Origin of the sequence: Paenibacillus sp. FSL W7-1332 (genome assembly GCF_037969785.1) — a bacterium.
Lineage (GTDB): Bacteria > Bacillota > Bacilli > Paenibacillales > Paenibacillaceae > Paenibacillus_AQ.
Genome location: NZ_CP150209.1, coordinates 5,011,764 through 5,038,752, shown reverse-complemented (window position 1 = coordinate 5,038,752; position 26,989 = coordinate 5,011,764). Strand labels below are relative to the sequence as shown.

Below are 26,989 nucleotides of genomic sequence, written 5' to 3'. Positions count from 1 at the left end.
AGGCAGGTACGAACAGCCGAGTCAGCGTTGATTATGGATCCATGATTCGAAATGGGTAATAGGAAAGGTAAAGGAGGGGGGGTCATGACTCCGAGGCGCTTACAGATCGGAATGTGGGATCATTTTACCGAAGATCGATGGGAGGAGCTTGCAGACAAGTTTATCAGCGGGATGGAAATTTGCAGTTTTTCGAATCGGGAGGAATTATTGCAGGTCAGCGATTTTTGCTGCAGCCAGCGGATCGCTTTCGGTGTGCATGCTCCGATACTGGGCGACGCTGGATATCGATTGCCTCAAGTTAATGCACCGGAGGCCGGGATTTTCCAGGAAGCACTTGAACAAATCTCGACTGAGGTTCAGTTAGCCTCCAGTGTGGGCGCAGATTATATGCTGTTCCATTATCCATTCTATCCGGTATTTCAGGAGCCCTTTACTCCGTATCCGAGACTTCCCGATTCCGCACATCGTTATAGTTACAACCAATTGAGCAAAACAAAATTCCGGGACATTTCCAAGCGGTTATTTGAGTTTCTTTGTGAGCTGCAGCTCCGCTACGGGCAGCGCATTGTACTGGAGCATGATTTTTTTGGTGATTACGAGGATGTGTTTGTAGATAGCTTTCACGATTACCCTGACATCGGGTTTGTGCTGGATACGGCCAGACTTGATATTACCCGCAGGGCCTTTCGCGGGTTTGACCCGTATCATTTTCTGGATCGGATGGCATCCCGGGTATATTTGGTACATTACAGCAACGTATTTTATGATAAGGACAAGTTCACGCATCACCTGCCTGTCCTGCCGGAGCATGATCATGATGTGAATTACGGAGATGCCCACGCTTATATGCGGTATCTTGCAGATCGCAATTCACAGTTTCATGTAACGTTTGAACATAAAGCCAGTCTCATAACCCGCCAGCAGCTGCACCAGATTTATAGCCGGACGGCTTTGATGCTGGAAGAGCAGGGAGGGCACGTACTAATCCGGTAGTAAATCGGATAGATATAAAGAGTGGGCAGAGAGCTTGCAGACCCATTGCCACAATATTGGGTACGGTGTTTGACCTGAACATCAGGTGGGGAGGAACCCTCTATGCTACAGAGCTTGATCGTTGTGTTTGTGCTGACGATGATTATTCATACGGCCGAAACCTTGTCGTACTCCGCAAGGTATGCCGGAGTGAAGCTAAACAAGATCGCTGTTGCATTATCGTTGACGGGGATTATTGTGCTGGTTTCCCGAACGTCCAACTTAGTTCAAGCTCCGCTGACAGCCAAGTTTGTTGATTATGCCAAGTTGGATCCTTCATTTGATGTGCTCTCCTATTTCAGGGCGATTCTGTTAGCCGCCTCGATCGGAACCATTGTTGCAATCGCATTGTTTCCCACCTTTGTCAATCTGTTCAGCAGAGTCATCAGCAAGCTGGAGGTCGCCGGATCGATTCCGAAGCTGGTATCCAGTGTGACCATTGGACAGCTTAAGAACACAAGGCATTACATAAGAAAACCCAACTTGAAATGGAGTCAGTTTCGTTACTTAGGAGTACCTAAACGGTTTATTATCCTGAATATTGTGGTTACGGCTTTTTACACCGTAGGTGTCCTGTCATCCCTGTATGCAGCTCACCTCATTCCTCAGTACAGCACTACAGCATCTCAGGCATCCGGGTTAATCAACGGAATCGCGACCATTATTTTAACGATATTTATTGATCCCCAGCTTGGTTTGATTACCGATAAGGCGACTCGGAACGAGGAAGCGAGGGATCAGCTTGGCAAAGTATATACGATGCTGATGGTTTCAAGGTTTTTTGGGACCATGCTGGCACAGCTCGTGATCATTCCAGCCGCTTATGTAATCAGCGAGATTGTGAAGTGGATATAAGGACTGTGATTGTTGCATGAACACCAGAAGGAGAGAGGAAGAATCGTTATGACGCGTAAACGTGTAGTGATGGAATCCGTGATGTTTGCTGCAGCGATATATATCGGCTATTTTGTATTTATGGTGCTGCAAGGCATGGTGCTAACACAGAGATATGTGCGGGATCTGGATTTGACCAGGCAATATGAACAATCGGAATCCCTCCAGACTCAGGTAGCTTTTGGAGTAATCGAGCGGACTAGCGAATGGTTTATCATATCCGCAATTGGAGGCTTTATTGGATTAGGTTGCTTATATGGAAGTGTTAGATGGATGTTGGCAAAACGAAGACCGCAATCCTAACGTTGGATTTTCTAGGTGAGCATAAACCCTGTCATGGATTCCTATCCAAGCCAGGGTTATTTGTTTTGAACTATATAGTCGATGTTGGATTATAGACCTTACGCATATCGGAAGTAATCCATAATAAAAGGTGTGGAGAAAGAGAACAAGAAGAAGTTGATTGGGTCACCCAATTATCCGGTGTATCTGTATATTAGATGCTGACAGACCCTTAAAACGGCTATGTAAGCGCTGTTTTTATGCTTGACAGCCTTTTCGGATGCGTTTATGCTAAACATGCGGTTAATTGGGTCACCCAATTATCGTTTGCGCAAGTAGGGATAGAGAGGGTAGTCAAATGACCATTAAGAAGATTAAATATCATCGGGTGTACGAGGATGTCATCGAACAGATCAAGAATTTGATTCTGGAAGGAAATCTGACCCCGGGTGACGTTCTTCCGACAGAGCGGGAGCTGGCCCAATCGTTTGGCATTAGCCGCGGGACGTTGCGGGAAGCTTTCCGCATTCTGGAGCGCGAAGGACTGATAGAAGCCAGACCCGGAGGCGGGCGTTTCCTGAGCAAGGCACTGGATGTTGCCGAGGATCGCAGCCGTATTCTGGATAATATCGAACGCGCAACCATCATTGAGTTGTTAGAGGCGCGCGAATTGTTTGAGACCGGAATTGTGGAGCTGGCGGCAAAGCGCGCAACCGATGAGGATATCGCCGAGATTGAGGCAGCCTTCGCGACTTGGGGGGAGATCGATCAGAACGCGGAGGATCGATCGAAGCCGGATCAAGCATTCCACTTGTCGATTGCGAAAGCCACGCATAACGTTGTCCTCGTCAATATGATTGAATTGCATATGGATTTGCTGCAGCGGACACTGAGCAAAACCGCTCAGATTCCGGGTCGCAAGAGCGAGGTCTACGAAGAACATTTACTTATTTTGCAAGCCATTAAGGAACGTGACCCGGTAAAAGCGAAGCTGGCTTTGCTGAACCATCTCAGAAGGGTTAAAGAAAACATACAGAAAAACTACATTCATGTTTAAGAGGGGAGAAAGGCACCCCTTTTAGCACAAATTGGATAATCCAATTATCCAATGGTCATGGGTGAATATGTTGGTAGAGAGGGACTGCAGATGAATACAGACATTCGAATTCTATCACCCTGCGGCATGCTGGGATATGGATTTCCTGAACAATCCTTTCGGAACGGACTGGAGTTCGAGCTGCACGGCATCGTCGTTGATGCGGGCTCCACGGATGGGGGACCGCACAAGCTGGGCGCCGGCGTATCGATCGTCAGCAAGCGGGCGGTCAAGAAGGATCTGGACATTATGCTCACAAACGGTTTGCCCCGGAAAATTCCGATCATCATCGGCTCGGCCGGGGGCTCGGGGGCACGGACCCATGTGAACTGGACGCTGGATATCATTGATGAGATTTTGGATGAGCGGGGGCTTCAGGCCAAGGTGTCCGTCATATGGGCCGACTTCACCCGGGAGGAAATCCATCAGGCGAAGGAAGAAGGGCGGATTAAGGCACTAAGTCCGAATATTCCGCCGCTCACCAGTGAGTTGATTGACTCCACCAACAGCATCGTTGCCCAGATGGGACACGAGCCTATTGTGGAAGCGCTTCAACAAGGTGTGGACATCATCGTCTGCGGCCGGGCGTATGATCCTTCGCCTTTCGCGGCGATCGGGATCTATCACGGCAAGGACCCGGGGCTGTCCTATCATCTGGGCAAAATATTGGAATGCGGCGCATTGTGCGCGGAACCGGGAACCACCAAAGACAGCATTCTTGGCACGATCAGCGACCATTCGTTTACTGTTCAATCGCTTAACCCGAGCCGGACGTGCAGCCCGACCAGTGTTGCGGCCCATACCTTTTATGAGAAGGAACATCCGTTTATTCTGCACGGCCCCGGCTTTACCCTCGATTTGGAGAACTGCCGCTTCGAGGAAGTGGAGAAAGGCATCGTTCGCGTGACGGGCAGCCGTTTCCTTCCGGCGGAGAAATATTTCATCAAGCTGGAAGGAGCAAGACGCGTAGCGTATCGGACCTTCGTGGTGGCCGGGATCCGGGATCCGCTCTTGATCGGGAAGCTGGAAGAGGTTGAGGAATATGTGCGCAACCAGGCGCGCGAATATTACCGGGAAATTCCGGAATCGGATTATCGGATCCAATTTTACAACTACGGCAAGAATGGTGTTCTCGGAAGCAAGGAGCCTGAGTCTTTTGCCGGACATGAGGTCGGCGTCATGTTCGAAGTGGTGGCCAAGACGCAGGAATTGGCGAACAGCATCTGCGCGACGGTGCGCTCCACCTTCCTGCATTATGGCTATGAAGGCCGGAAATCAACAGCAGGCAATCTGGCATTTCCATTCGCGCCAAGCGATATCGAGTTCGGTCCTGTGTATGAGTTCTCCGTCTATCACCTGATGGAAATGAAAAATAATGCTTTTCGTATAGAGCATCGATAAGGAGGATCAAACCATGACAGAACTCGGCGATTTAGCGAAAGTGCTGCGAAGCAAAAACTCGGGACCCTTCGAAATTACATTAGACGTGTTGTTTGATTCCAAGGAGCAGTATGACAGAGTGAAACAGTCCGGCGTCATTACGAAACGGACGATATGCGAGCTGTATCAGATACGGGAGGAGCAGATTCATCATTTGGTATTTTTCGACCAGGCGCTGGGTTTCAAAATCACGATGTCGCGGGACATATCGTCGGGCAGTGTCGGCGATCGCGACGTGTACGGTGCCCAGCAGCATGCTCCCCTCATGAAACTATCCATTGAACATCTGGAGGAGGGGTAAGCCATGAAGGTATTAAGGCGATTAAGGCAGGATTGGGTACTGTACGCGATGCTGTCGCTGCCTCTGCTCTACTTTTTTATCTTTCACATCATTCCGCTGTACGGCATGAAACTCGCCTTTCAGGATTACCGGATTCTCGGGGATCATGTCTGGGTCGGGTGGAAGCACTTCAAAACGCTGTTCAGCTCGCCCGCCTTCACAAGCGTGCTGCAGAATACCATTATCATCAGCTTGATGAAAATCGTATTCGTGTTCCCGATTCCGATCATGCTGTCGCTTCTGATTAATGAAGTTCGGAGCACGAAATACCGCAAATATGTGCAATCCGTGGTCTATCTGCCACATTTCCTGTCCTGGGTCGTCATTGCCGGAATCTGGATCAGTCTCTTGAACCCTGCCGAAGGCGGAGTCAATCTGATAGCGAATTTCTTTCAACTGCCATCCGTGGATTATATGACCAGCAAGGAGCATATCCGTTGGGTGCTCGTATTCTCCGAAATTTGGAGAAGCGCCGGCTGGGATTCGATCATTTATCTGGCAGCCATCATGAAGATCAGCCCAGGATTGTATGAAGCAGCCAAGATGGACGGGGCGACCCGGCTGCAGCAGATGAGGTTCATTACGCTTCCTCATTTATACAGTACAGTTGTAACCGTCTTCATTCTGAATCTGGGCTTCTTCATGAATGCTGGTTTTGATCAGGTGTTTAACTTTATGAACGATTCCATCATCAGTGTGGTGGATATTCTGGACACATATGTGTACCGAATCGGTATCGGGAACGGACAGTTTGCCTACGCAACTGCAGCGAGTCTGTTCAAGGGCGTGATCGGTATCATCCTCATCCTGGGCACGCATTTCATATCGAAGCGCTTCTCGGGCAAGGGCGTCTGGTAAAGGAGGGATTTAAGGGTGAGACGGCTGGAAATATCCAAAATCGTCATTTATCTCATGTTGTTCGTGTTTACGCTCATGGTATTGGTTCCTCTCCTGAATCTGCTGGCGCTGTCCTTAACCGATCCCGGCAAAGCCCATCTAATGGGTGGACTGGACATCTTTCCGAAGGGATTCTCAACAATCAATTACCAACTGTTAATGTCCAATCCCTTGATTACAGGCAGTATTCTGAATTCCGTATGGATTACCGTAGCAGGCACATTCCTGAATCTGCTGCTAACCTCCATGGCGGCGTACGTGCTGGCCAGAACCGAATTTATCGGTAAAAAGGTCGTGTTGTTTTTTCTGATCGTCATTATGGTGTTTGAGCCGGGCATGATCCCAGAATACCTGCTGGTAAAGGACCTCGGACTGATGAATACGCTAACATCACTGATCCTGTACAAAGCGATCAACGTGTACTATCTCTTTATTCTCATGCGGTTCATCCAGGACATACCGGAGGAGATTCTGGAGGCATCCCGAATCGATGGCGCAGGTCATTTCCGCTTATACAGCCGAATCATACTGCCGCTGTCCAAACCGGGGCTGGCGACCTTGGGCTTGTTTTACGGAGTGTACCATTGGAATGAATATTTCAGAGCGACGCTCTACATTTCGGACCCGACCAAATGGCCGCTGCAGGTCGTGCTTAGACAATTCGTTGTCCGCAAGGACAATACGTCCCTGATCGGCAACCAGAACATGTTCGACAGCTCGATCAACTTTGATTTTGCTTCCCTGCAGGCAGGTACGATCATGATTGCGATTGTGCCGCTGTTATTCCTATATCCGTTCATTTTGAAATATTACGCCAAAGGCGAACTGGAGGGCGGAGTGAAGGATTAAGCGGGAAGGCGAAGTCAGCTTATTTATAAGGCATAAATGTTCAAATTCATAAAAAGGGGAGAAAGATGAACATGAAAAAATTAAGCCTTTTACTCGTCGTTGCCATGCTGGTTATGGTCATGTCGGCATGCACATCAAAATCAAACACGCCGGGAGCGAGCCAAACTGAACCCGGGACTACCCAGCCGGATGGGAGCGGTGATCCCGTTACATTGAAGATCGTGTATAAGGATGAAGGAACGGCGAACCCTGTTTCGGTTAAATTCTTCGAGACCTTGGAGAAATCCCTGGCCGAAGACGAAGGATTGAACGTGAAATTCGAACTTGTTGATCTGGCACAGGGCAGTTATGCCGAGAACCTGAATCTGCTGTTGTTAGGCGGAACCATTCCGGATATCATCTACTTCCAGGGCGGCGACCAGCAAATTGCCGAACAAGGCCTGCTGGAGGATCTGACGCCTTACATTGAAAAATCCACTTACATTAAAGATATCATCGAGCCGCATAACCAAACGCGGATGGCAAGCTATCCGTATCTGCTGTGGATCAAACCGCTCGCCCCGAAGACCCCGGTCATCCGGGCCGACTGGTTTAATGCCATGGATAGCTCCAAGGCCCTGATGGAGAACCCGACCGTCGACAATTATTATGCCTTCTTCAAGGAACTGGTGGAGAAGAAGCCGGGTGAAGGCAAGCCGAGTTATGCGCTGACGGCAGCAGGCGATATTGCTGAGATTAACTTTATTTTCAATACGGCTTTCGGTTTAGATACGACTTGGCTTAAGAAGGAAGACGGAACGTATGAGTACTCCAAGGTTTCCCAGAAGGAGAAAGAAAAGCTGACGTTCTACAACAAGCTCTACAAGGAAGGGCTGCTGGACCCGCAATTCATTACGAAGCAGTGGGATACGAAGGAAGACGCCTTCTATAAAGGTGAGGCTGCCATTATTACGGGCACAGCCGGCAAAATCATCGATTTGTATGACGGAAGAATGCAGGAACTCGGCGGAGATGACGCCAATCTGATCGTGCTCCCGCCTGCTAAAGGCGAGGCTCAAGGCTTCGGGGCCACCGATGTTACGAAGGAATCCAGAGGACTTGCGATCTCCTCGCAATCTCCGCATAAAGACGTAGCGTTCAAGGTATTCGATTACCTTGCAAGTCCGAAGGGGCAAATGCTGGACCGCCTCGGTTTCGAAGAGGAGCATTACAAGGTGGTTGACGGCGAAATCGAGCTGAACGAGAAATACTACAGCGAATGGTATGCGCGTTTCTGGGAACCGACCGAGATCCAATCCGAAACGCCTTTGAAAACGCCGCTATTGGGTGAGCCTGGAACCGAATCGTTGAAAATGGCTGGCGAATTCTACACGGAAGACAATAATTTCATCATCCCTGAGCAATTCATTTCGAACTGGGACGCGATGAACAATCTGTACAAGGAATATTCGACGGATTTTATTACAGGCAAGAAGGACTTGTCCCAATTCGACCAATTCGTTGAAGCCTGGAATGCTGCAGGCGGGGCAGAGATAACGAAATACGCCAACGAAAACATCAAGTAAGGAGCCTATAACTATGACTTCATTTCGTGACCGGGTGAGGGGCGTGGTGATATCCACCGCGCTCGGAGACGCAATGGGAGCTCCAATCGAGAAATTGACGTACGGGGAGATCAAGTCCAAGTACGGACGCGTGGAATCCCTCATGACAAGATGGCATAAGATGGATCTGCCCCCCGACGCTCGGCTTGGCCGTGTAAGAGGCGATGGCATTGTCACGGACGATACGCTGATGACCATTGCGCTCATGAACGTGTATCTTACCGAGGGCAGGCATCTGGATGCCTATGATATGGGCAATGAATTCGTGAAGGAGATCGCGTTCCGCAAGACGTTTGTCCCTGAGCTGAATGAGGAAACGTTGATCATTGACCGGTTGTTCTATCCGGAAAAATATATCTTCATGCGCCATGTGCTGGCCAACTGCGATCCGAGAGAAGGCGGCATCGGGAATATGGTGAACTGCGGGGCGGCGATGTACATCGCCCCGATCGGGATCGTCAATGCGGGCAATCCAAAGGCGGCTTATGATGAAGCCATCCTGTTTGCGATGGGTCACCAGAGCAGTTACGGCCTGGAAGCCGCGGGCGTTCTGGCCGCTTGCGTGGCGAAGGCGTTTGAGCCGGGGGTGAGTGTGGACGATATTGTCCGCACTGCCATCAGCCTGGCGAAAGACGGCACGAAAGCCGCCATTGTGGAAATGACGCAAGCTGCCCGCGAAATGCGGCATCAGCGGGATGACATGGACAAAGTGATCGAAGTGTTTCAAGCGATCATGCTTAAATATTCGCCGATGGGCGATGACGTGAGCCGCCACATCGACAAGGTTGGCATCCCGAGCAACCATTATACGCCCAGCCGCCTATGGTCAATTGAAGAGCTGCCGATGGCACTGGCGTTTATCGTTCTCAATGACGGTGATTACTATCGTTCGATTCTGGACGGGGTTAACTCCGGACGTGACACCGACTCGATCGGCGTCATGGCTGGGGTGATCCTGGGCGCCATGTATGGCAGCGAGGTTATCCGCAAGGAAGATATTAAGCAGCTGAATAAGGTGAACCGCTTGGACCTGTGCGCTATCGCTGATCGGTTCAGCGGCATTGCCGCTAAGATCATTGAGGAGGATATTCGCATCAATGAGTCTCGGAAGGCCATAGTGAGTCGTTAGCTTTAACAGCAATAAGAACCACAACGGATAGAGAAAATGCTTTGAATAGGAGGGAGAGCAAATGATACCTAGACATTATGTAGAGACGGTATATGCGGGATTCATCGGTATGAACATTGGCATAAGGCTCGGTGCTCCCATCGAACCGGTGGCTTGGACGTATGAACGCATTCGGGACGTCTACGGCGATATACGGGATTACGTGAAGCCATATACAACTTTTGCCGCCGACGATGACGCAAACGGTCCGGTTTTCTTTATCCGTGCGCTGTATGACGATGCGACAGACCGTGAGCTTGAGCCGGAGGATGTGGGCAAAGCATGGCTTAATTACGCAAGGGAAGGGATCGGCATGTTCTGGTGGGGCGGTGAGGATATCAGCACCGAGCACCGCGCCTATGTGAATCTGCGCAAAGGCATTCCGGCCCCTCGTTCGGGCTCGATCGAGGTCAACGGCACGGAGATGGCGGAGCAGATCGGCGGCCAGATCTTCATCGATTCCTGGGGACTATTGTTCCCGGGGCAACCGGAGAAAGCGGCGGATTACGCGGAAAAAGCGGCCAGCGTCTCCCACGACGGCAACGGGCTGTATGGTGCCCGCTTCATGGCTGCTTGCATCGCCAAAGCCTTTGATGCTTCGTCCATGGATGAGATTATTGCGGAAGGCCTGCGCATGATTCCGGATGATTCCACCTATGCGCGCGTGGTCCACGCCGTCATGGACTTCCACCTGGAGCAGCCCTCGGATTTCCGCGCTTGTCGCCAGTACTTGGAGGACCATTGGGGATACGATAAATATACGGGCGTATGCCATATTATCCCGAATGCGGGTGTGTGCGTGCTTGCCCTTCTGTATGGCGAGGGAGATTATGCGCGCACGGTTGAGATCGCGTCGATGTGCGGCTGGGACACCGATTGCAATGCAGGCAATGTGGGAACGATCCTCGGTGTTTACAGAGGTCTGGCGGGTATTCCCGAACATTACCGCAAGCCGATCAATGACTTCATCGTGGCTTCCAGCGTGTCTGGCTATTTGAATTTGGTGGATTTTCCGACATTCGCCAAAGAGCTTGCACTGCTTGGCTATCGCCTCAACGGAGAGAAAGCACCTGAAGAGCTGGCACGTCGGGTGAGGCAGGGCGAGGTGTATTTCGATTTCGACCTGCCGGGGTCTACGCATGGATTCCGGACAAGCAACTCGTTCAAGACGCCTGTCTTGCGCCATTCAACCAAAAATACGTATGATAGCAGAGGATCGCTGGAAGTGGTTTTTGACAGACTGGTGGAAGGGGACAGCAGCAAGATCTACTATAAACCGTTCTATCGCCGGGCGGAGTTTAACGATGAGAAATATAAGCCGACCTTTGCCCCTCTGGCCTACAGCGGGCAGACCGTATCCGCCCACATTTATGTGGATCAGTGGGAAGGCGAACCAATTACCTTGACTCCGTATGTACGCAATACCTATACGCAGGAGGACGTGCGTATGGCTGCGTTTACTCCCGTGTGCGGAGAGTGGAACGCTGTTCAATTCGTCATTCCGGATACGGAAGGTGCCATGATTGATGAGATCGGCTGGATACTCGAGAGCCCGTCGCCGCTATTGAATCGTGCCATCGGAAGTTTGTTCGTCGGGCAATTCCGCATCACGGGAGCTGCGGATTATACGATCGATTTTGCCAAGCAAGCCAAAGAATTCGCTTCGATCACGCCATTCTCGCATCATCGAGGAACATGGGAGCTGCGTGATGGAACGATGCATTGTACATCACAAGGAGATACCTCGTCCTATTCCGGCAATTACTATGCTGAAGATATGGAGATTGAAGCGACCATCAAACCGATATCCGGCACCAGCCATTGTCTGATTACAAGAGCGCAGGGCGTCATGCGTCATTATCTGGCCGGGTTCGACGGGCCCAATTCCGTATCGTTTATCAAACAGGATTTCGGGATCAAGCGTCTGATTACTGCAAGATACGATTGGGCATTGGGTCAAGAATACCGCCTGAAGCTGGTGTCCGAGAAGGATCGGTTCATCTTGTATATTAATGGAGAGAATGTGCTGGAATGCAAGGAAACCGCTTATGGACATGGCATGTTCGGCTTTGGCTGCTTGGATGACGGCGAGAATGAGATCAAGGATGTTCGTGTTCGTACATCAGAGCCGAAGTCGGTATAAGAGAGAAGGGAGCGGATTATCTTTGCGCAAGCTGGTTGTCATTGGCAGCATTAATATGGATGTTGTGAGTACTGTAGGGCAGTTCCCCCGGCCCGGGGAAACGATTCATAGCAGAGGAACCTCTTTTTTTCCTGGGGGGAAAGGGGCGAATCAGGCGGTGGCGGCAGCCTCGGCAGGTGTTGATTGTGCCATGGTCGGCGCGGTTGGTCTTGATCCATTTGGGAAGACCCTGGTTGCTTCTTTGGAGGAACGAGGCGTTGGCGTTACTTCCGTCCTCTCCAAGACAGGCACCTCGGGGATGGCGATCATCACGGTCAACGAGGAAGGCGAGAATTATATTGTGCTGTCGGAAGGAGCCAATGGGCAGTTGACTGAAGAAGACGTAGCGGCAGTGGTGAAATGGGATGGAGTATATGCCGTGCTGCTGCAGAATGAAATTCCGTGGCAGACGACGCAGTACGTTATCCAATCGGCCAACAAGGCAGGCATTCGAGTCTGGCTGAATCCGGCGCCTGCGCGAGAGGTCCCTCATGACGTGCTGCCGCTGATCGATACATTAATTGTGAACGAGAACGAAGCGGAAGTGGTGAGCGGCCTGAAGGTGGAGGACGCTGCTACAGCGGATGCAGCGGCAGCGTCGATCATCGGCAGAGGCACCTCCAACGTGATTATCACCCTTGGTGAGCAGGGCTGCTTCTATGGGAATGCCAAAGGTGAGCGTTTCACCGTTCCGGCTTTCCGTGTCACACCCGTGGATACCACGGCGGCAGGAGATACCTTCATCGGTGCTTATGCGGCGGCTTGCACGGAGGGACAGGAGATGGAAGAGGCCCTTCAGTTTGCAACTGCAGCGGCTGCACTGACGGTAACCCGGCCAGGCGCACAAGCCTCTATACCGTCCAAGGAAGAGATTATGGCTTTTATAAATAAATAATTCGTTGCAAAAAGCGAGAAGGCGTCTTTGTTGCCTTCTCGCTTTTGTTATATTCCCCCTCGCATTTCAAATATGCGCGATAGGCGTACGATGACGACGATCCGCCATTCATTCCGGACCTGATGAGGCTGCAGTGATTGTGAACCATGTCATGTGAGATCTAAATGGAGCTGCCCGACATGTTCTGCCGAACCCTTTCATATATGTAAGAGTGATGATAATGAATCTATGAAATGGGGTATCTTCATGGCAAAACAAAAAAGAGGCAAATCCTTGTGGAACCTACCAACTCGCGCCCGCGGTACATGCCCGGTGTGCAAGAGTACCCGGACTAAACTGTTGTATCCCCGGACCAAATCGGACGGGACTGCCCTGAAAGTGTGCAAGCGCTGTGACGGCGCTTCGCAGGAGCGGGTTGACGCGGCTGTGTAGTTGTCACAACAGCGGCCTTGATTGCACGAACGATGGGATAATCTTGTAAATCTCGCGCATAACTCGAAATACGGTTTCTTAAGCTCCCTTACAGGAACATACCGCAATCAAACCGGCTCAGCAGCTGTTAGTGTGCATGCTCAGGTTTCTGTCCGGCATGCAGCTCGGGTGGCACCCGCTGCGGCTATAATCCCTGCCTGTCTTGCCGTTCAGGGATTATGTGGAATATAATAGTTTTACCAAAAAGCGTGCATAGACCGTATTCCTCGTGAAGCGGTCTATGCTTTTTTTCACGGATACAGGATTATAGGGTTACGCTCATATTCAAGTTGCGGCTAGCCAATGTAACAACCTATGGAAAATGAATGACAAGTGGGCGGCGAATAACATCAGGTTACTGGAGGTGGATGGATGTTAGAGGAGCGGTTAAAGGAATACATAAGCCGGCATAAGCAATTGATGACGGATTTGGGCAGCGTTCGCGACTTAGGACTGCCGCAATGCTATATTGCTGCGGGCTACATTCGAAATTATGTGTGGGACCTGCTTCATGGGTTAGAAGGGACGGATCGACATACGGATATTGATGTGGTGTATTTCGATCCGGAAGATGTGTCTGAAGCGCGGGATATTCGATTGGAAGAGCTTCTTAGAACAACAACGGCGAACCCGAAATGGTCAGTCAAGAATCAAGCCAGAATGCATGTGAAGAATGGAGATGAGCCTTATAACTCGACCCATGCAGCGTTAACCTATTGGCCGGAGACGGCGACCGCGGTCGGAGCAAGGTTGAACATCGAAGGAGCGCTTGAGCTCTGCTGTCCTTACGGATTGGATGATTTATTTGCGCTTCGGGTTCGCAGAAGTCCTAACTTTCATAAGCGGAGCTATTATTTGGATCGGGTGGCGAAGAAGCAATGGAAGGATCAGTGGCCGCAGCTAACGATAAGCGATGATTAGATAAGGATACCCTATATCCTAGCAGGAGTTGCGGTGAGCAAGGAAATCGGCTGTCCGTGTTGAAATTATAGGTAGGCCTTATAACGGCCGGAACAAGGGGCTATCGAATGGACATATTCAACCGCGCACGTCAAAAGGAAATATTGTATCACGAGACTCTGTACGAAGAAACCGTATTGTTTCAGCCTGGGAGCTGGTTAGCCAAGCCCGTGCAGACGGTCCTGGATCATCTGGAATTATTGTCGTTTCATGAGACGCGGGTATTGGATCTGGCCTGTGGCGTCGGGCGTAACAGTATCCCGGTTGCGCAGCGGATCCTAGCGGCGAACGGGCAGGTCGTCTGCGTAGATCTGCTGCCATCGGCAGTCGAGAAGCTGCGGCAGTATGCGGTACTACATGGCGTAAGCTCCAACCTTGAGGCCATTGTGGCAGACGTAGAGCACTATGACATTGCCGTGGATACTTATCATTACGTCATCGCATGCTCATGCCTGGAGCATATGAGCTCCGAGGATGCCTTCGTATCCAAGATCGAACAGATGAAGGCAGGAACCGTGCACCAGGGCATACACTGCATCATGATGAGCACAGAGGTGAAGGAAATCGATCAGGAAACGGGCCTGGAGGAGGAAGGTTTAATCGAGTTGAATCTGTCCGCAGACAGAGCCTTTTCCATGCTCGATGACCTGTATTCGGAATGGGAGATCTTAACGAGGCGTCAGGTGCAGCAGGATATTCAAGAAGTGAAGGATGGGAGAGACATACTCTTTCGAAGTCAATGGATTACCTTCACTGCAAGAAAAGGAGTGTGTTAACTGTGGTGAAACATACGCATCTCGGCGTTTATGGAGTATTAATTCAGCATGATCATATCCTGTTGATCCAGAAAGCGAGAGGGCCGCACAAGGGGAAGTGGGATTTACCGGGCGGCTCCATTGAGTTCGGAGAAGAGCCGGAGCATACGCTGCAGCGCGAATTTATAGAGGAAACCGGGCTTTCTCCAATAAAGGGCAGTATCCGGACGGCTGTATCCTACACGATCGTATACCAGTATGAAGCGAATCGGATGGAAGAGCTGCATCACATCGGTATTATGTATGATGTCGAGCTGCTGAATGAGGAAGCCGTAATCAAAACGGAGGGAGACGGTCAGGACTCATTAGGAGCAAAATGGATTCCCCTGGAGTCATTGGGCTTGTTACCGTTAACACCGTTTGTAGAGATGATGATGGAGCCTGTATTAAAGGGTGAGACTTCGAAAGAAGCAGAGGTTGAAGGATGACGACATTCTATTTTGTGCGGCATGCGGACTCTCCATTTCTCGAGGGGAAGGAAAGGTCGCGGGGATTGTCCGCCGAGGGTTCCATCGCTGCGGTTCGAGTCAAGGATGTGCTCCTGGGAGAAGGGATTGACGCTATCATATCAAGCCCTTACAAGCGAGCCAAGGATACGGTTCAACCATTGGCGGACGCTTTGGGATTGCCGATTACGGAGCAAGAGGACTTAAGGGAACGGAAGGTCGGGGATTTTCAGGGGCATTCCTTCCTCGATGCCAAGAAGATCCTTTTTCAGGATCCAACTATCTCCTTCCCCGGAGGGGAATCCAGCAAAAGCGTGCAAAGCCGAGCAGTCCAGGTGCTAAAGGAAATCCTGAATAAACATATCGGAAAGTCTGTCGTGATTGGCACCCACGGCGACATTATGACACTCATGCTGCAGCATTATGATCAACGATTCGATTATCATTTCTGGCTAGGTACGACGCTGCCGGATATTTACCGAGCCGAGTTTGAGGAAGGGCGGCTCGTGAATATCGCGCGGTTATGGAACGAGCCATAGGGCTGGAGTACTCTGCATGATATAAAAGGGGGCTGCTCCCTACGACGGTTTGCTCACTTGACGGACGGTTCGTCATACTCGAAAATGTGTCCAATGAAGAATGGCTGTGCTCAGGATGTTATCCTAGCACAGCCATTTTTTGCATTTCGGCTCGTTGCCGCTTCGAAAGCGCGTATACATTATGTAGCGTGTACCTTACTTAAAATTTGAAAATGTTGATCGTTTTTTGCAGCCGGAAAACGGCATTATTCATTGCTTCCGCTTCCTCGGCCATCTTCTGGATCGATGAGATGCCTTCATTCATGGATGCCGACACCTGCTCCGTTCCTGCGGCGGATTGCTGCGTGATCGCCGATATATTCTGAATCGCGGAAGAAATGCTCTTCGCACTTTCGAGCATGGATTCGCTCTCCTTGGAGAAAGCGGCGATCTGTTCCGAAATATACTGCACACTGTTTACAATCTCCATGAACACCAGCTCAGCTTCACGGATCATTTCGGTTTGCTGCCTGACGACCTCTTCATTAATTTTAATGTTCTGGGTGGCATGTTTCACGTCCGATTCGATGCTCCGTACGAGATTGAATACTTCCCGTGTTGATGACGTGGATTCTTCGGCCAATTTACGCACCTCTTGGGCGACAACGGCAAAGCCGGCGCCGTGCTCGCCTGCTCTTGCCGCTTCAATGGATGCGTTCAAGGATAACAAGTTGGTCTGATCGGCAAGTTCCGAGATCGTCTCCGTGATCTGGGTAATTCCTCTGGCACTCCGGGCCAGTGCATCAATGGACTCCGCGACTTTGGCCGTTGCGTCAATATTACGCTGCATTCCTGCGGACTGCTTGGCGACGGAGTCCCTTCCTTGCTCTACCAGTCCCAGCGTTTCGATCGAACGGGTATTCATTTCCTGGGTTGAATGCGTATAGTTGCTGACCTTCTCCTCGATCTCGCCAATGGAATGTGTCATTTCGGCTACGTCTTCCGAAATTTCGTTAGCCCCGATGGCCAGCTCATTGGAAGATAAGGAGACTTGATTCATCACTTGAATGAGCTCCTGGTTTTTAATCGAGATATTGGAGCTTGAGGTCATGACCTGACGCGTAATATCCGAGGTTTCCTGCAGTATTTTACGAAGCTTGTCCACCATGCTGTTGAATGTTCTGCTTAGATCGTTCATGCCCCCAACCTCTTCTACCTGGAAGGTGAAGTCGCCTTTAGCGATTTTGGCAGAAACGCTGGAGATTTCCGCAAAGGAGTTAGTAAGCGTTTTCTCAATAAGACGAGAAAGAGGAAAAGTAAGACCTGTTAGTACCACCACGATGACCACGCCAATGATTGCTTTACCCATTAGAATAAACGCAAGCAGCATTGGAACCGCAAACAAAGTGGCAATGAGAAAACAGGCTGCAGTAATTTTTCGTGAAATAGGGAGTCTGTTGAACCATGCCATAAGAATGAGTCCTCCTCAACAACATAGGATATATTTACCATGATTATAGCATCGACGGGCAAAACTAGATAGAACGAATTGACAAAAAGTGTTGGATTAGGTCGAAAGAACTGAAAATGAGGAAAGAGAGGGGATACGTAGCAAATATGCGAATCCCCACTTGATGCATAGATGTGAAAAGGTTCTATTTTACTGCCCGGAATAAGGCGGAAGCGAGATAATCGGTATTATCCAGAATCATGCGATCATGCTTGAACAGCGTTTCCCAGAGCGCAACATCGAACAGGAGTCCTTTATCGCGCTGTTCAAATGTATCCAGATGACGTGTCTGCTCTTCCTTTAACTGCTCATTGAAGTGATTGTACTCCAGAATTTCTTCCTGTTTAAACCCGCAAGCCAAGAGGGATTCCTCCCATTCTTCTCTCATCATCAGATTAGGTATTCCGAAGAATTCGAGCAGTTCCTGAAGCTTTGCTTCCGGCATGGGCTTATCTAGCAGTAATTCTCTGTCCAGCAGGACGCCTCCGCGATCCAGAACGCGGTAATATTCGGGCAGCGACTTCGAAGTATCCGTAAATACGGTAACAGACTCGGCCATGATCAGATCAAATTGATTGTCCTCGAAAGGCAATGCGCATACATCGGCTTGATGGAACTGCACGTCGATTTCCATCGCTTCGGCTCGTGCTCGTGCTTTTTTGATCATATTTTCGTTCAGATCAATAGCTGTCACTTGATACCCCATCTCTGAAAGATGGCATGCGGTTCTGCCAGTTCCGCACCCCACCTCCAGAATGCGGCTGCCCGGTTGAATGGGATAATTCTTCAGCATTCTGAGGGTTGCCTCGAATCCTCCCGGGTGGGCACTGCCCATGCCTAATTTAGAGAGCATATGAATGTAGTTCATCTCATCTATCCCTTCTTCCCTTGTCATCAACATGAGGGTAATCGTTTATTTACCATATGATTCAGGTACGTTTAGGGTTTTAGCTGAATTAGATATTTTGAGCCCTTTTTTCGGGAGGATCAGAGTCATAATGGAGGAAACGTCATGAGGATGGAACCGGTAGAGGCAGCGGAACGCGTCATTCAACACGATTATCCCGACTGTTTGCTTGCCGTGCTTGGCGGCAGCGCGAGCAGAGGCGAATATAATGAACAATCCGATTTGGACATTATGGTCCTTGAACGAGAGGGTCATGATTTCAGCAGGAGGACGATAGAGGCGCATGGATGGATCGCGGAAATCTTTATATTGTCTTTATCCTCCTATCGCGAATATTTTGACGAGGGAGTGATCGCGGCGAATCCGTCATTTCAGCGGATGATCGCAGAAGGGACGGTGCTGCGCCTTATGCCCGAGGGGGAAGAGGTGCGGACGGAAGCCCAAAGCGATTTGGATTACGGACCTCTGCCCTTGACGATAACCGATATTAACGACTACCGTTATGTGCTAACCGAGTACATGCTGGACTTGAAGAGTCCCCGAAGCGATGGTGAAAAATGGTTTACGGTGCACAAAATAGCCGCGATTCTCTGTGATTTTGTACTTAGGGTGAACCGGGAGTGGACGGGTGAAGGGAAAACGCTGTTCCGCCTGTTTAACCGCTTTGACACAATTTTAGGAGAGCGATTGGAAACAGCGCTCGCGGCGATGTATCGCCAAGATGATCCTTCTGTTCTAATGGCATTTACCGAGGAAATGCTCCGTCCGTACGGAGGGAAACTTCTCATCGGTTATGAGGAATAAAATATCGATGCCAATAGATAAAGAGAGGTACATTAGCCGTGACGCTAGCAAGGCGCAGGAAATACTATAATAGTGTGATTACATCACGGCATACTTTAAATCCAGGAGGGGATCTTCATGAGCGGAGTATATGGCGGCGGTGAATATGGCAATTCAGTAGGAATTATTTTGGTTCTCTTTATCCTGCTCGTAATCATCTTGAGTGCTTGGGTTTAAACCGTCAAGATTCTTGGCAGTAGTGACAGAAAAGCCCGGCGCATGCCGGGCTTTTGTCTGCCTCAATCGAACTCAATTCGATGCGGCTTTAACCGAGGGGCTGTGAGCGGACACCACTGCAGTCATGACCAGATGGCTGCTGTCGGATTGGATCGCATGCAAAAACGCCTCTTCAAGAGACCCGAACACCCGGGATAAGGAACCGTCCAACCGGCTGGCGTAATGAACGCTTCCGGCGAACGTACCGGCTGCCTTCGCACGATTTACTTCACCGTAGATGACATCCATGTAGTTGTCCGTACCCATGGGGTAAAGAGCGAATTGGCAGGCAGTCTCCATATCGGCATGTTCTCCGATGTCGTTGTTCAAGCGGGTTGAATCCTCAGTCATATATACATCGGCGTCCGTATCTCCGGGGCAGCCAATGGAATAAGTGCCATTAAAAACAGTGTGCACGCCACTCGCCGCAGCATGGGCGAATATCGCTCTTGTAACATCAAAGACATGCTCTGCACGTCCACGAATACAAGTGCTCACATCGTCTGTCTGAATCCACACCTTTCCCGCATCCACAGATTGCAGCGCGCCCAGGATGACCTCCACAAACCGGTCTGTCATGGGAAATACCGAGAACCGGCATCCGACGATCCGGCTGGTTCCGCAAATAAGCTCATTCATTTCATTTCCTCCCCATTATATAAGTCCACGCAAAAAAACCGCACCCCATGAAGAAGGTGCAGTTATGCCTACGAAAAGAAATAAACATAAATGCTACACTTCCCCACGCTAGTATGACCTAGATCGGGTGATAAGGGTTAACGGCAGCCCGCCGTCTCTCAGCACATGGCACCCCTAGTACAGCCAACATCTTATGTAGTTGGTTACCGCAAGATTTGCCCCGGAGCTTCATGTTACCGTAGAAGTTCGAGGGTTCTTACCTGTGTAATTGTATCGTTTTGCCATCGGTTTTTCAATCTTTGCCCATTATAAAAAAAACCGCCTGTCCCATTTGCAGGAACTTAGGGAGGCGGCTTTTTTCATCTGTTTGATTAGTTATATACTTTCACGCGATCTTCAAGCGGTGCAAATTCTTTTTCGCCTGGTTCAGCAACCGGCTTACCGAAAGGCATTTGAGCAATTAGCTTCCAGCTTTCCGGGACGTTCCATTCGGCTTTTACTTTTTCGTCGATCAGCGGGTTGTAGTGCTGCAGGGATGCGCCCAGACCTTCTGCTTCAAGGGATGTCCATACTACAAATTGCAGCATGCCGTTGGATTGGTTGGACCAAACCGGGAAATTGTCGGCATAAGCGGCAAAGCTTTGTTGCAGCCCGGCAATGACGTTATTGTCCTCGAAGAACAGTACCGTACCGTAACCAGCGCGGAATGAAGCCATTTTGTCGGCAGTGGATTTGAATGCTTCTTCATCGCCAACAACTTCCTTCAGGATGCCTTCCGTGATGTTCCACAGTTTATCGTGCTGTTCGCCAAGCAATACAACGACGCGTGCACTTTGGGAGTTGAAAGAAGACGGAGTATATTTAACCGCTTCGTTTACGATTTCCTGAATACGCTCGTCCGAGATAACGGATTCTTTGCTAATCCCGTAATAAGAACGGCGATTTTTGAGTGCAGCTGAAAAATCTTTAGACATTGAAAAAAACCTCCTGGTGTAATCGAATTTGCATACGCCTGATTAGAAGATGTCCCTTACTACAAGCAAATATGCATTTTTCGTTATTAGCCATAAAACCAATTATTATTCCACATTAACTTACGTTTAGTTAGAAATAATAATTCTGTTAGGATATTAATATAACTTAGAGGAATTGTCAACGAATTTATATAATTTTTCTTATCCATTTAATAAGAATTGAAACAGTCGTTTTTAGAGAAGTCTCATTATTGCAGAAGCTGCATTAAAGGGAGACTTAACCAAAGTGTGATTCTGTCCTGAGGATAAAAGCTATGTCTCCACCTAACTTCATATTATGAACAATTCATGAACAAAATATACTTGTATGAACAATTTAATTGATTTTGATTCTCAATTATACTTGTCGAGCCAGAATGAGGATGATATAATGCATATCAGAACGCGATTGATAATCAATCTCAATGAGAATGGTGACGAAAATTGCATGATCCCGGGTATTTAGAGACATACGCATAGAAGGAAGAGCCATGAAGATTAGATACTTATTTGCAGCCGTTGTGGTACTCTCGATAATCTCATTATTTATTGGAGTTAAGGATATCTCGCCACTGCAATTGTTCTCGATGACAGAACAACAACAGCATATTATGCTTGTCAGCCGGATTCCTAGGCTTGTCAGTCTCATATTGGCGGGTGTCAGCATGAGCATCTGCGGATTGATCATGCAGCAGCTCAGCCGCAATAAGTTCGTATCGCCCACCACGGCAGGTACGATGGACTCTGCCAGACTGGGGATATTGGTAGCCATGCTCGTCTTCACGACAAGCGGACCGCTTATCAAAATGCTTGTGGCATTTGTATTCGCTCTGGCAGGAACCTTTATCTTCATGAAGATACTGGATCGGATTAAGTTCAAGGATGCGATCTTCATCCCGCTCGTAGGGCTGATGTTCGGTAATATCGTCAGTTCGATCGCCACCTTCTTTGCATACAAATATGATCTTATTCAGAATATGTCCGCATGGCTCCAGGGTGATTTTTCCATGATCATGAAGGGCCAGTATGAAATGCTCTATCTTAGTATCCCGCTTGTGATTCTGGCGTATCTGTTCGCCAACAAGTTTACGGTGGCCGGAATGGGAGAGGAGTTTGCCACCAACCTGGGCCTTCACTACCGGAGAGTTGTGAATCTGGGACTGGTCATCGTGGCGCTGGTTACGGCTTCCGTCGTGCTGACGGTCGGCGTGATTCCGTTTCTTGGTCTGATCATACCTAATATTGTTAGTTTGTACTTAGGAGACCATTTGAAAAAAAGCCTTTCGCATACCGCGCTGCTGGGGGCCGGTTTCGTACTGTTCTGTGACATCCTGGGCCGGATCATTATTTATCCCTATGAAATTCCGATTAGTCTAACCGTGGGCGTACTCGGAAGCGGTATATTCATTTTCTTACTGATGAGGAGAAAGGCTTATGACTTATAAAGCCAAACTCGGCCTGTTGGCCGCAGCGGCAATCATCCTGGTGGCAGTCTTTCTGTTCATTGATCTTGGCGGCAATTGGGATTACGCGCTTCCGAGGAGAATCAAGAAGGTGCTTGCCATTATTCTGACCGGCGGAGCGATTGCTCTGTCTACCACGGTGTTTCAAACGGTCACGAATAACCGGATACTGACGCCTAGCGTTATGGGATTAGATTCCTTATATATACTGATCCAGACCACCGTCATCTTTGTCTTCGGATCCTTCACGCTGTACAAACTGGGCAGCAACGTTAACTTTCTGATCAACGTCGGCGCGATGATCCTGTTTGCCGGAGTGTTATATAAGATTCTGTTCAAAAGGGAAGGGAATAACATTTACTTCCTGCTGCTGATTGGCATGATCTTCGGAACCCTGTTCTCCAGCATGTCTTCCTTTATGGAAGTGCTGATTGACCCGAACGAGTTCCAGTTTGTAGCCGACAAAATGTTTGCCAGCTTTAACAATGTGAAGACCGAGCTTCTGGTCCTTTCCGTCATTGTCGTAGCGCTGACCTTGCTGTACTTTGCCCGATTTGCCAAGTACCTGAACGTGCTGGCACTAGGTCGTGAGCAGGCGATCAACCTCGGCGTCAATTATGATTATGTAGTGAAGCGGCTTCTGATTGTGGTTGCCGTTCTGATCTCGGTGGCTACCGCTTTGGTAGGTCCGATTACATTCCTCGGGCTCCTGGTGGTCAATGTTGCCTACGAAGTGATGAAGACATACAGGCATTCATATTTAATAGCAGCATCCATACTGATTAGCATTATTGCGCTGGTCGGCGGTCAATTGGTTGTAGAGCGGGTGTTCACGTTCTCTACAACGCTCAGCGTCATTATCAACTTCATCGGCGGTGTCTACTTCATATACCTGCTACTAAAGGAGAGTAAAGCATGATCCAGGTTACGAACGTATCGAAAGTCTATGGCGGCAAAAAAGTCGTTGATAACGTGTCCGTTACGATCCCGAAAGGTCAAATCACTTCCTTTATCGGTCCGAACGGTGCCGGCAAGAGTACGTTGCTGTCCATGATTAGCAGATTAACAGGCAAGGACAGCGGACAAATTACGGTGGACGGTAAAGAGGTTAGCCAATGGAAGAGCGGCGATCTGGCGAAGAAGGTTTCGATTCTGAAACAATCCAACCATATCAGCCTCCGTCTGACGGTGCGTGAGCTTGTATCCTTTGGTCGTTTTCCTTACTCTCAGGGCAGATTGAACGCGGAAGACGAGAAATACGTAGATGAGGCTATCTCTTATATGGAGCTTGGGGATATGCAGCATAAATATCTTCATCAGCTCAGCGGCGGCCAGACCCAGCGTGCTTACATTGCGATGGTCATCGCCCAGAATACTGAGTATATCCTGTTGGATGAGCCCCTGAACAATCTGGACATGAAACACTCCGTACAGATTATGAAGATTCTCAGAAAGCTTGTCGCTGATCTGAACAAGACGATTGTCATCGTTATTCATGACATCAATTTCGCTTCGTTCTATTCGGATTACATCGTGGCATTGAAGGATGGAGCCATTGAAAGCGAAGGGAAGACCGAGAATATCATTCAGAGCAATGTGCTTCGCGGAATCTATGACATGGACATTGAGATCGAAGAGATTAATGACAATCGGGTGTGCGTATACTACGGCTAAGTGACATGATATGAGAGAGTGGAGGATAAGGATTCTGGAAGATAACAGCACGGAATCCTTATCCAATACAAGGACAGGGCTGCCTTGGATATAGGACGGCATGATTTAATCTGTTCTTATTGAATTACATATTCAACCATAGATTCAAATATATGTTGAATTATAGAAGCTTTTAAATATAAAAAATGGGGTGTAAATAATGAAAAAATGGTTGGCTTTATTTATGGTAGCAATGTTCACGCTCGTACTCGCGGCTTGTGGTCAAGACGATAAAACAAGCGGCACGGGTGGCGGAGATGCAGCTGGAGATCCACCGGCTGCCACTGAAGAAATCACGATTACCCATCAACTGGGTGAAACGCCTGTTAAGAAGAATCCTTCCCGCGTTGTTGTTTTCGATTTTGGTATCCTGGACTCTGTCGATAAATTAGGTATTGAGGTTCTGGGCGTTCCACAAGCGAACATCCCGGCCTACCTGTCCAAATTCGAAGACAAGAAATACGAGAATGTGGGCAGTCTGAAGGAGCCTGACTTTGAGAAAATCAACAGCATTAACCCGGATCTGATCATCATTTCCGGCAGACAGCAAGATGCGTATGAGGAGCTCAGCAAAATTGCTCCAACCATCTTCCTGGGTGTTGATACAAGCAAATACATGGAATCCTTTAAAGCAAACATGAACACGCTGGGTCAAATCTTTGGTAAAGAAGCAGAAGTTGAAAAAGAGCTTGCTACGATTGACGAGAACATCAAAGCATTGAATGAGAAAGCTACAGCTACCGGTAAGAAAGCATTGATCATCTTGGCTAACGAAGGCAAAATCAGTGCATACGGACCGGGTTCCCGCTTCGGCATTCTGCATGACGTGTTCGGTTTCGGAGCTGTAGATCCTAACATCGAAGTCAGCACACATGGTAAAGACATTTCGAATGAGTACATCGTTGAGATGAACCCGGATTATCTCTTTGTTGTCGACCGCGGTGCAGCGGTTGCCACGGGCGAAGGAGCTTCAGGTGCTAAAGCGGTTGTTGAGAACGAGCTTGTGAATACAACGAACGCGGCAAAAGAGGGTAACATCGTTTACTTGAACCCGGATTTCTGGTATCTTTCCGGCGGCGGTCTGACGTCGGTATCCGAAATGATCACGGAAGTAGACGCAGCTATTAAATAAGTTTAGCGAATTGTTATGAATATAGGAAACACTGGAGCTTTCGTATAAAGCTCCAGTGTTTTATTTTTTTGCATTAGGGTAAGTGGGTAACGGATAATAAGAAGGACGGATCATGACCGCAGCAGTTGATGATCAACAAGCATTCACAGCCATGATGAGACGATGAGGAGGTCCTACTATGTTTCGTAATCAAATCTATATTGCTGGACAATGGATTCAGACCGAAGAACAGATGGACGTATATAATCCGGCGGATGGGAAGGTAATAGGTACCGTGTCCAGGGCCGGCAAGAAGGAAGCCGGGCTTGCCGTTGATGCGGCAGCCGATGCGTTTTGCGCATGGTCCCGCAGAACGGCGAATGAGCGGGGAGAACTGCTGCGCCGCTGGCATCAGCTCATAGCGGAACACACGGATGATTTGGCGCGGATTATGACCACAGAGCAGGGGAAACCGCTTAAGGAAGCAGCGGGCGAGATACAATATGCCAACAGCTTTGTGTCCTGGTATGCGGAGGAAGGCAAACGAATCTACGGCGAGACTATACCCGGATCATCCAGCCGGCAGCGCATCATTGTAACGAAGCAACCCGTAGGCGTCGTAGCAGCGATTACGCCGTGGAACTTCCCCGCATCCATGATTACCCGCAAAGTGGCGCCTGCTCTAGCCGCCGGCTGCACCGTGGTGATCAAGCCATCCAGCGAGACGCCGTTCACGGCCATCAAGCTGGTGGAGCTTGCCGATCAGGCCGGTATTCCAGCCGGGGTCATTAACATCGTAACCGGAGCTTCAAGCGACATTTCCGGTGTGTGGCAGGCAGACAGCCGCGTAAGAAAGCTGTCTTTTACAGGATCAACCGAAGTGGGGAAACAGCTGATGGCCGGAGCTGCGGCTAACGTCAAGAAAATATCGCTGGAGCTTGGCGGCCATGCGCCGTTTATCGTAACGGACCAGGCTCATCTGGATCAAGCGGCTGCCGGATTAATCTCCTCCAAATTCCGCAATGGGGGACAGACCTGCGTATGCGCTAACCGGGTTTATGTGCAGGAAGGGATTGCGCAGGAGTTTGCCGCGAAGTTTGCTGAGCTAGTGAAGCAATTGAAGGTAGGAAATGGACTGGATAACGGCGTCGATATCGGCCCTTTGATTAACCGGGACGCTGTGGATAAAGTCGTGAGGCAGATCAAGGACGCGGAAGGGAAGGGCGGCCTCATATTAGCAGGAGGTCAAGCATTACCGGAGCTGGGCCGCAATTATATTGAGCCGACGGTCATTATGAACGCAACCGACGACATGGAATGCATGAACGAGGAAACCTTCGGCCCCCTTGCCCCGATTACCACGTTCAAAACGATAGACGAAGCGGTGCAGCGTGCCAACAACAGTCCCTATGGATTAGCTGCCTATGTGTTTACGCAGAATCTGGGCGAAGCGGTGAACATTGCGGAATCGCTGGACTACGGGATTGTGGGTGTGAATGATCCCGTTCCTTCGACGGCGCAAGCGCCGTTCGGCGGATTCAAAGAGAGTGGACTAGGCCGGGAAGGCGGGCACTACGGAATGGATGAGTTCCTGGAGGTGAAGTACATTTCGCTTGGTTTATAAGAGCGGGGCGAGTACATCATTACGCTATAGTGCGAAACGGGTGAGCTGTTGAGCAGTTATC

At 49.4% G+C, this 26,989-nt stretch carries 28 protein-coding genes and 1 riboswitch; of the genes, 24 read left to right on the top strand and 4 right to left on the bottom strand.

Annotation, left to right across the window (positions count from 1 at the left end):
• Positions 1-84: 84 nt before the first annotated feature.
• The 17 genes from MKX98_RS22645 to MKX98_RS22565 all read left to right on the top strand — a co-directional run bounded on the left by MKX98_RS22645 (position 85) and on the right by MKX98_RS22565 (position 15,910).
• Positions 85-993, top strand: a complete 909-nt coding sequence (locus MKX98_RS22645) for a sugar phosphate isomerase/epimerase (RefSeq protein WP_339218478.1) — start codon at positions 85-87, stop codon at positions 991-993.
• Between the two features lie 102 nt (positions 994-1,095).
• Positions 1,096-1,887, top strand: coding sequence for a lipid II flippase Amj family protein (locus tag MKX98_RS22640; protein WP_071219965.1), 792 nt, complete (start codon positions 1,096-1,098; stop codon positions 1,885-1,887).
• A 48-nt stretch (positions 1,888-1,935) separates the two neighbouring features.
• The gene (locus tag MKX98_RS22635) at positions 1,936-2,229 is read left to right on the top strand and encodes a hypothetical protein (protein ID WP_339218477.1); all 294 of its coding nucleotides are present in this window, start codon (positions 1,936-1,938) and stop codon (positions 2,227-2,229) included.
• A 337-nt stretch (positions 2,230-2,566) separates the two neighbouring features.
• The gene (locus MKX98_RS22630) at positions 2,567-3,265 is read left to right on the top strand and encodes a FadR/GntR family transcriptional regulator (RefSeq protein ID WP_113057336.1); all 699 of its coding nucleotides are present in this window, start codon (positions 2,567-2,569) and stop codon (positions 3,263-3,265) included.
• A 90-nt stretch (positions 3,266-3,355) separates the two neighbouring features.
• Positions 3,356-4,705 carry an acyclic terpene utilization AtuA family protein gene (locus MKX98_RS22625; protein WP_339218475.1) on the top strand — a complete coding sequence of 450 codons (1,350 nt, stop codon included), beginning with the start codon at positions 3,356-3,358 and terminating at the stop codon, positions 4,703-4,705.
• A 13-nt stretch (positions 4,706-4,718) separates the two neighbouring features.
• Positions 4,719-5,045, top strand: coding sequence for a DUF4387 domain-containing protein (locus tag MKX98_RS22620; RefSeq protein ID WP_194543659.1), 327 nt, complete (start codon positions 4,719-4,721; stop codon positions 5,043-5,045).
• Between the two features lie 3 nt (positions 5,046-5,048).
• Positions 5,049-5,942: an ABC transporter permease subunit gene (locus MKX98_RS22615; protein WP_071219970.1), complete on the top strand. Its 894-nt coding sequence runs from the start codon at positions 5,049-5,051 to the stop codon at positions 5,940-5,942.
• Positions 5,943-5,957: 15 nt separating this feature from the next.
• The gene (locus MKX98_RS22610) at positions 5,958-6,830 is read left to right on the top strand and encodes a carbohydrate ABC transporter permease (protein WP_339218472.1); all 873 of its coding nucleotides are present in this window, start codon (positions 5,958-5,960) and stop codon (positions 6,828-6,830) included.
• 71 nt (positions 6,831-6,901) lie between these two features.
• Positions 6,902-8,395: an extracellular solute-binding protein gene (locus tag MKX98_RS22605; protein WP_339218470.1), complete on the top strand. Its 1,494-nt coding sequence runs from the start codon at positions 6,902-6,904 to the stop codon at positions 8,393-8,395.
• Positions 8,396-8,408: 13 nt separating this feature from the next.
• Positions 8,409-9,563, top strand: coding sequence for an ADP-ribosylglycohydrolase family protein (locus MKX98_RS22600; protein WP_339218468.1), 1,155 nt, complete (start codon positions 8,409-8,411; stop codon positions 9,561-9,563).
• A gap of 61 nt (positions 9,564-9,624) precedes the next feature.
• The gene (locus MKX98_RS22595) at positions 9,625-11,745 is read left to right on the top strand and encodes an ADP-ribosylglycohydrolase family protein (protein ID WP_339218466.1); all 2,121 of its coding nucleotides are present in this window, start codon (positions 9,625-9,627) and stop codon (positions 11,743-11,745) included.
• 22 nt (positions 11,746-11,767) lie between these two features.
• Complete coding sequence (rbsK, locus tag MKX98_RS22590) at positions 11,768-12,679, top strand: ribokinase (RefSeq protein ID WP_339224545.1); 912 nt, start codon at positions 11,768-11,770, stop codon at positions 12,677-12,679.
• Between the two features lie 246 nt (positions 12,680-12,925).
• On the top strand, positions 12,926-13,111 hold the full coding sequence (locus tag MKX98_RS22585) for a hypothetical protein (protein WP_074961828.1): 186 nt from the start codon (positions 12,926-12,928) through the stop codon (positions 13,109-13,111).
• Between the two features lie 411 nt (positions 13,112-13,522).
• On the top strand, positions 13,523-14,071 hold the full coding sequence (locus MKX98_RS22580) for a nucleotidyltransferase family protein (protein WP_339218463.1): 549 nt from the start codon (positions 13,523-13,525) through the stop codon (positions 14,069-14,071).
• A 107-nt stretch (positions 14,072-14,178) separates the two neighbouring features.
• Positions 14,179-14,886, top strand: coding sequence for a class I SAM-dependent methyltransferase (locus tag MKX98_RS22575; RefSeq protein ID WP_339218461.1), 708 nt, complete (start codon positions 14,179-14,181; stop codon positions 14,884-14,886).
• Between the two features lie 2 nt (positions 14,887-14,888).
• Positions 14,889-15,353 (top strand): NUDIX domain-containing protein, encoded by a 465-nt coding sequence (locus MKX98_RS22570; RefSeq protein WP_339218459.1) that lies wholly within the window; start codon positions 14,889-14,891, stop codon positions 15,351-15,353.
• A complete protein-coding gene (locus MKX98_RS22565; RefSeq protein ID WP_339218457.1) occupies positions 15,350-15,910 on the top strand; it encodes a histidine phosphatase family protein in 561 nt (186 codons plus the stop codon). Before MKX98_RS22570 ends, MKX98_RS22565 begins: the two co-directional genes overlap by 4 nt.
• Before the next feature lie 199 nt (positions 15,911-16,109).
• Here the strand turns inward: MKX98_RS22565 and MKX98_RS22560 are convergent, their stop codons facing one another.
• Positions 16,110-17,360, bottom strand: a complete 1,251-nt coding sequence (locus MKX98_RS22560) for a methyl-accepting chemotaxis protein (protein ID WP_339218455.1) — start codon at positions 17,358-17,360, stop codon at positions 16,110-16,112.
• 184 nt (positions 17,361-17,544) lie between these two features.
• On the bottom strand, positions 17,545-18,252 hold the full coding sequence (locus MKX98_RS22555) for a class I SAM-dependent methyltransferase (RefSeq protein WP_233355013.1): 708 nt from the start codon (positions 18,250-18,252) through the stop codon (positions 17,545-17,547).
• A 159-nt stretch (positions 18,253-18,411) separates the two neighbouring features.
• Here MKX98_RS22555 and MKX98_RS22550 point away from each other — a divergent pair, with 159 nt between their 5' ends.
• Together MKX98_RS22550 and MKX98_RS22545 are read left to right on the top strand one after the other, a co-directional pair.
• Positions 18,412-19,110 (top strand): nucleotidyltransferase domain-containing protein, encoded by a 699-nt coding sequence (locus tag MKX98_RS22550; protein ID WP_194543648.1) that lies wholly within the window; start codon positions 18,412-18,414, stop codon positions 19,108-19,110.
• Positions 19,111-19,227: 117 nt separating this feature from the next.
• Positions 19,228-19,326 carry a YjcZ family sporulation protein gene (locus tag MKX98_RS22545; protein ID WP_194543647.1) on the top strand — a complete coding sequence of 33 codons (99 nt, stop codon included), beginning with the start codon at positions 19,228-19,230 and terminating at the stop codon, positions 19,324-19,326.
• Positions 19,327-19,398: 72 nt separating this feature from the next.
• Here the strand turns inward: MKX98_RS22545 and MKX98_RS22540 are convergent, their stop codons facing one another.
• Positions 19,399-20,004, bottom strand: a complete 606-nt coding sequence (locus tag MKX98_RS22540) for a Ykof family thiamine-binding protein (protein WP_220684540.1) — start codon at positions 20,002-20,004, stop codon at positions 19,399-19,401.
• Between the two features lie 83 nt (positions 20,005-20,087).
• Positions 20,088-20,190, bottom strand: a riboswitch (TPP riboswitch).
• Between the two features lie 185 nt (positions 20,191-20,375).
• Positions 20,376-20,978 (bottom strand): nitroreductase family protein, encoded by a 603-nt coding sequence (locus MKX98_RS22535; RefSeq protein WP_194543645.1) that lies wholly within the window; start codon positions 20,976-20,978, stop codon positions 20,376-20,378.
• Positions 20,979-21,508: 530 nt separating this feature from the next.
• Between MKX98_RS22535 and MKX98_RS22530 the strand changes: the two genes are divergently transcribed.
• The 5 genes from MKX98_RS22530 to MKX98_RS22510 all read left to right on the top strand — a co-directional run bounded on the left by MKX98_RS22530 (position 21,509) and on the right by MKX98_RS22510 (position 26,928).
• Positions 21,509-22,462, top strand: a complete 954-nt coding sequence (locus MKX98_RS22530) for an ABC transporter permease (protein ID WP_071219984.1) — start codon at positions 21,509-21,511, stop codon at positions 22,460-22,462.
• Positions 22,452-23,399, top strand: coding sequence for an iron chelate uptake ABC transporter family permease subunit (locus MKX98_RS22525; protein ID WP_071219986.1), 948 nt, complete (start codon positions 22,452-22,454; stop codon positions 23,397-23,399). Before MKX98_RS22530 ends, MKX98_RS22525 begins: the two co-directional genes overlap by 11 nt.
• Positions 23,396-24,154: an ABC transporter ATP-binding protein gene (locus tag MKX98_RS22520; RefSeq protein ID WP_076325073.1), complete on the top strand. Its 759-nt coding sequence runs from the start codon at positions 23,396-23,398 to the stop codon at positions 24,152-24,154. Before MKX98_RS22525 ends, MKX98_RS22520 begins: the two co-directional genes overlap by 4 nt.
• A 199-nt stretch (positions 24,155-24,353) precedes the next feature.
• Complete coding sequence (locus MKX98_RS22515; protein WP_216531794.1) at positions 24,354-25,325, top strand: siderophore ABC transporter substrate-binding protein; 972 nt, start codon at positions 24,354-24,356, stop codon at positions 25,323-25,325.
• A gap of 178 nt (positions 25,326-25,503) precedes the next feature.
• Positions 25,504-26,928 (top strand): NAD-dependent succinate-semialdehyde dehydrogenase, encoded by a 1,425-nt coding sequence (locus tag MKX98_RS22510; RefSeq protein WP_339218449.1) that lies wholly within the window; start codon positions 25,504-25,506, stop codon positions 26,926-26,928.
• The last annotated feature ends 61 nt before the right edge of the window (positions 26,929-26,989 follow it).

What these genes read in the sequence shown, in the direction of transcription:
- MKX98_RS22645 (WP_339218478.1), top strand. Translation starts at nt 85, where the DNA reads ATGACTCCGAGGCGCTTACAGATCGGAATGTGGGATCATTTTACCGAA.
- MKX98_RS22640 (WP_071219965.1), top strand. Translation starts at nt 1,096, where the DNA reads ATGCTACAGAGCTTGATCGTTGTGTTTGTGCTGACGATGATTATTCAT.
- MKX98_RS22635 (WP_339218477.1), top strand. Translation starts at nt 1,936, where the DNA reads ATGACGCGTAAACGTGTAGTGATGGAATCCGTGATGTTTGCTGCAGCG.
- MKX98_RS22630 (WP_113057336.1), top strand. Translation starts at nt 2,567, where the DNA reads ATGACCATTAAGAAGATTAAATATCATCGGGTGTACGAGGATGTCATC.
- MKX98_RS22625 (WP_339218475.1), top strand. Translation starts at nt 3,356, where the DNA reads ATGAATACAGACATTCGAATTCTATCACCCTGCGGCATGCTGGGATAT.
- MKX98_RS22620 (WP_194543659.1), top strand. Translation starts at nt 4,719, where the DNA reads ATGACAGAACTCGGCGATTTAGCGAAAGTGCTGCGAAGCAAAAACTCG.
- MKX98_RS22615 (WP_071219970.1), top strand. Translation starts at nt 5,049, where the DNA reads ATGAAGGTATTAAGGCGATTAAGGCAGGATTGGGTACTGTACGCGATG.
- MKX98_RS22605 (WP_339218470.1), top strand. Translation starts at nt 6,902, where the DNA reads ATGAAAAAATTAAGCCTTTTACTCGTCGTTGCCATGCTGGTTATGGTC.
- MKX98_RS22600 (WP_339218468.1), top strand. Translation starts at nt 8,409, where the DNA reads ATGACTTCATTTCGTGACCGGGTGAGGGGCGTGGTGATATCCACCGCG.
- MKX98_RS22595 (WP_339218466.1), top strand. Translation starts at nt 9,625, where the DNA reads ATGATACCTAGACATTATGTAGAGACGGTATATGCGGGATTCATCGGT.
- MKX98_RS22585 (WP_074961828.1), top strand. Translation starts at nt 12,926, where the DNA reads ATGGCAAAACAAAAAAGAGGCAAATCCTTGTGGAACCTACCAACTCGC.
- MKX98_RS22580 (WP_339218463.1), top strand. Translation starts at nt 13,523, where the DNA reads ATGTTAGAGGAGCGGTTAAAGGAATACATAAGCCGGCATAAGCAATTG.
- MKX98_RS22575 (WP_339218461.1), top strand. Translation starts at nt 14,179, where the DNA reads ATGGACATATTCAACCGCGCACGTCAAAAGGAAATATTGTATCACGAG.
- MKX98_RS22565 (WP_339218457.1), top strand. Translation starts at nt 15,350, where the DNA reads ATGACGACATTCTATTTTGTGCGGCATGCGGACTCTCCATTTCTCGAG.
- MKX98_RS22560 (WP_339218455.1), bottom strand. Translation starts at nt 17,360, where the DNA reads ATGGCATGGTTCAACAGACTCCCTATTTCACGAAAAATTACTGCAGCC.
- MKX98_RS22555 (WP_233355013.1), bottom strand. Translation starts at nt 18,252, where the DNA reads ATGCTCTCTAAATTAGGCATGGGCAGTGCCCACCCGGGAGGATTCGAG.
- MKX98_RS22550 (WP_194543648.1), top strand. Translation starts at nt 18,412, where the DNA reads ATGAGGATGGAACCGGTAGAGGCAGCGGAACGCGTCATTCAACACGAT.
- MKX98_RS22545 (WP_194543647.1), top strand. Translation starts at nt 19,228, where the DNA reads ATGAGCGGAGTATATGGCGGCGGTGAATATGGCAATTCAGTAGGAATT.
- MKX98_RS22540 (WP_220684540.1), bottom strand. Translation starts at nt 20,004, where the DNA reads ATGAATGAGCTTATTTGCGGAACCAGCCGGATCGTCGGATGCCGGTTC.
- MKX98_RS22535 (WP_194543645.1), bottom strand. Translation starts at nt 20,978, where the DNA reads ATGTCTAAAGATTTTTCAGCTGCACTCAAAAATCGCCGTTCTTATTAC.
- MKX98_RS22530 (WP_071219984.1), top strand. Translation starts at nt 21,509, where the DNA reads ATGAAGATTAGATACTTATTTGCAGCCGTTGTGGTACTCTCGATAATC.
- MKX98_RS22525 (WP_071219986.1), top strand. Translation starts at nt 22,452, where the DNA reads ATGACTTATAAAGCCAAACTCGGCCTGTTGGCCGCAGCGGCAATCATC.
- MKX98_RS22520 (WP_076325073.1), top strand. Translation starts at nt 23,396, where the DNA reads ATGATCCAGGTTACGAACGTATCGAAAGTCTATGGCGGCAAAAAAGTC.
- MKX98_RS22515 (WP_216531794.1), top strand. Translation starts at nt 24,354, where the DNA reads ATGAAAAAATGGTTGGCTTTATTTATGGTAGCAATGTTCACGCTCGTA.
- MKX98_RS22510 (WP_339218449.1), top strand. Translation starts at nt 25,504, where the DNA reads ATGTTTCGTAATCAAATCTATATTGCTGGACAATGGATTCAGACCGAA.